Genomic DNA, 2,867 nt, shown 5'->3' with positions numbered 1-2,867 from the left:
CCGCCAGTAGCTGGCGCGGCGGAATGATCCGGCTGCCAAGCCCCAGTCCAAGGCAGAGGGGTACGGCGGCGTGAGTGACTATGGTGGGCATGGAGTAAAGCTCCGACTGAAAACATGAGCCTACCCTACCCCCGCTCGGTGAAGTGAACGTGAAGAATAAAAATGATGATACTCACCTTTCCCCTTAAGCGGGCGTTATGCGATTAGAGGAACAATCAATGAGAGCACCATTTCAAGTATTAGTATTTCCGTATCAAATCCTCAATGAACAACCTCGTTACTTAATCGGACAACGAAGTGACAATGGGGCTTGGCAAGCTATTTCAGGCGGTGGTGAAGATAACGAATCCATTCTTGAGGCGGCAAAACGGGAGCTTAAAGAAGAAACCTGTTTAATTGGCTGTGATTGGCAGCAGCTTGACTCAATGTGTATGCTTCCCAAGGTGTACTATGCTGGTCATGAAAATTGGACTAATCATCAGTTTGTAGTACCTGAATATTCTTTCTCAGTTCGGGTATCTGCTGAGCCACAACTATCAAATGAGCATACAAAATTTCGTTGGTGTAGCTTCCAAGAGGCTAGTGAATGTTTGAAATATGACTCAAACAAAATAGCCTTATGGGAGCTTAATCAAAGGCTTCAGAGTGCGCTTTGAAAAAACGCGTAACAGACACCTCAAGAGGGACTGTCAACACGTGGCGTTGCCAGCTCCTTGAGCAGGCGTGATGCGACTTGTTCGAGCTACAATAAAGGATCGAAATATTATGTATAAAGTGGGCATTGTTCTGTTTGATGATTTTACAGATGTAGATTTCTTTCTTATGTATGACTTGCTTGGTCGAACCACTGATAGCTGGGATGTGAAAATATTAGGCACTAAGGTAGAGCATAACTCGCAACTCGGAATTTCAGTGAAGACCGAAGGCCATATCTCTGAGGTTAATAAGCAAGATGTTGTTTTGATCACGAGTGGTTACCGAGGGATCCCAGCTGCACTGAAAGACAAAGACTTCATGTCCGCTTTAAAACTTGACCCTAAAAAGCAACTCATCGGCTCTATATGCGCAGGGTCTTTTATTTTACACGAACTTGGTTTGCTGAACGGGAAGAAGTTAACGAAAAATCCACACGCTAAGGCTGCTCTAGAAAGCATGGGAGGGGACGTTCAGGATCTACCTCTCGTTATCGAAGGTAATATAGCTACTGCCGGTGGCTGTCTTTCATTAATGTACCTAGTTGGTTGGTTAGCAGAAAGGTTGTTTGACTCAAATAAACGAAAAAGCATACAAGATCAGTTAATTCCAGCGGGACAGTTAGAGCTATTTGAAGAGATTATTTCTAAAACCATCGAATCTGCGGAATTAGCCAATTTGCATAACAACCGCCTCTAAAAATCAGACAAAAATCAGGACACCCACCTTTCTGAGCAAGACGCTGTATAGTCAGCACACAAAAAGGTGGGTATCCCAGTTTTGATATTATCTGAACTAAATTCAAACGAAAAATATAAGATACGTGCGAAGAGGTTTTCGAAAAAATACGCTACAGCCATACCGCAACACGCGGTTAATCATGTGGTGAGATGATTACGAATATGCTCATTCAACACAAAATAAAGAGCGTTAAAGCAACGACTCTGATGTGTGTCGGGGACGAAAATGAATGTTAAAAAAATTTTTTGGCGTTGGATGATGCCGCTCACTATTTTATTTAGCATCATGTTATCTTGCACTGCCTCTGACATTGTGAGTTGGCAGGAAGAGGTCGTGCTGCACGACGGTAGCAAGATCATGGTAGATAGATCACAAAGTTATGGTGGTCGCCGTGAACTAGGGCAATCGCCTCCAATAAAGGAGCAAACGATCTCATTTACCATACCTAATACTAATGAATATATTTCATGGAAGAATGAGTATGGGGAGGATATCAAGAGAGCAAATTTCACTCCGCTTGCCCTTCACATATTAGATGGGGTTCCATATATGATATCAACACCCGCATTATGTCTTTCTTACAATAAATGGGGCAGACCCAATCCTCCTTATGTTATTTTTAAATTCCATAGTAAAGTATGGCAACGTATTTCGCTGGAAGAACTTCCCATTGAATTGAATAGCATAAATTTAGTGATAATCACCAAGTCTAATGAGAAAGTTCTACTGGATGAATCCCCAATAAACTCAGTGTTAATGAAAGAGTTAAATAGAGGTCTAAAACAACCTGAATTGAATAGCATTCTGAGAAAACCAGTTTATACAGGTTATTGCCTGGTCATGATCCACGATGGAAAGGGGAATTGGAGTAGTGATGATTCATTTAAACGCCAACCAGATATTGACGCTTGTTTAAATTATTGCAAACGAGAAGGGTACGATGCTAAACATTGCCCTTGCAATCAGATTTTTGGAGAAAAATAACATGGATAGTAACATGGAATATGCGCTGATGGCGGGGCGTGCCTACCAAAGTACCCGTGGAAACGATAATTTATTTCCCGAGGGAAATCAGGACACCCACCCTTCTGAGCAAGACGCTGTATAGTCAGCACACAAAAAGGTGGGTGTCCCAGTTTTGGTATCAAACCAGATGCCTTTGGAGAAAAGATGAAGTTTTACCGTGCTGAGCAATATCAAGCGTCTTGTGAAGATCTGTTTATTAGATACGAGCGCGAAGTAAAAAATTTGCTCCCGAACGCAAGAGTTGAGCGCGTAGGTGCCTCTTCCATTCCGCTGGCAATATCGAAAGGCGACCTTGATATTTTTATCGGCGTGGAAAGTGACGAACTCGAAGCTGCCGTCCAGATCCTGACGACATTGGGCTTTAAAGAAAAAGTCGATACCTTGAGAACATCGGAACTGTGTATGTT

4 protein-coding genes and 1 pseudogene are annotated in these 2,867 nt (G+C 42.5%); 4 read left to right on the top strand and 1 reads right to left on the bottom strand.

The annotated features are described in order from the left end of the window. Positions 1-91: pseudogene (locus AAC083_RS22940) on the bottom strand (metal-dependent hydrolase); the annotation flags it as partial. A 127-nt stretch (positions 92-218) separates the two neighbouring features. Between AAC083_RS22940 and AAC083_RS06175 the strand changes: the two are divergent. The 4 genes from AAC083_RS06175 to AAC083_RS06160 all read left to right on the top strand — a co-directional run. Next, on the top strand, positions 219-656 hold the full coding sequence (locus AAC083_RS06175; RefSeq protein WP_108536092.1) for an NUDIX hydrolase: 438 nt from the start codon (positions 219-221) through the stop codon (positions 654-656). 109 nt (positions 657-765) lie between these two features. Then, positions 766-1,392: a DJ-1/PfpI family protein gene (locus tag AAC083_RS06170; RefSeq protein WP_108536091.1), complete on the top strand. Its 627-nt coding sequence runs from the start codon at positions 766-768 to the stop codon at positions 1,390-1,392. Between the two features lie 267 nt (positions 1,393-1,659). Further along, entirely contained in the window at positions 1,660-2,418 is a 759-nt protein-coding gene (locus tag AAC083_RS06165; RefSeq protein WP_108536090.1) for a hypothetical protein, read from the top strand. Between the two features lie 186 nt (positions 2,419-2,604). Next, positions 2,605-2,867 (top strand): GrpB family protein (locus AAC083_RS06160; RefSeq protein WP_181364668.1); only part of this gene is annotated, 263 nt, incomplete at its 3' end.

Origin of the sequence: Aeromonas sp. HMWF014 (genome assembly GCF_963878295.1) — a bacterium.
Classification (GTDB): domain Bacteria; phylum Pseudomonadota; class Gammaproteobacteria; order Enterobacterales; family Aeromonadaceae; genus Aeromonas; species Aeromonas popoffii.
The sequence above is the reverse complement of the archived record's forward strand: the minus strand, read 5'-3'. Positions and strand labels throughout refer to the sequence as shown.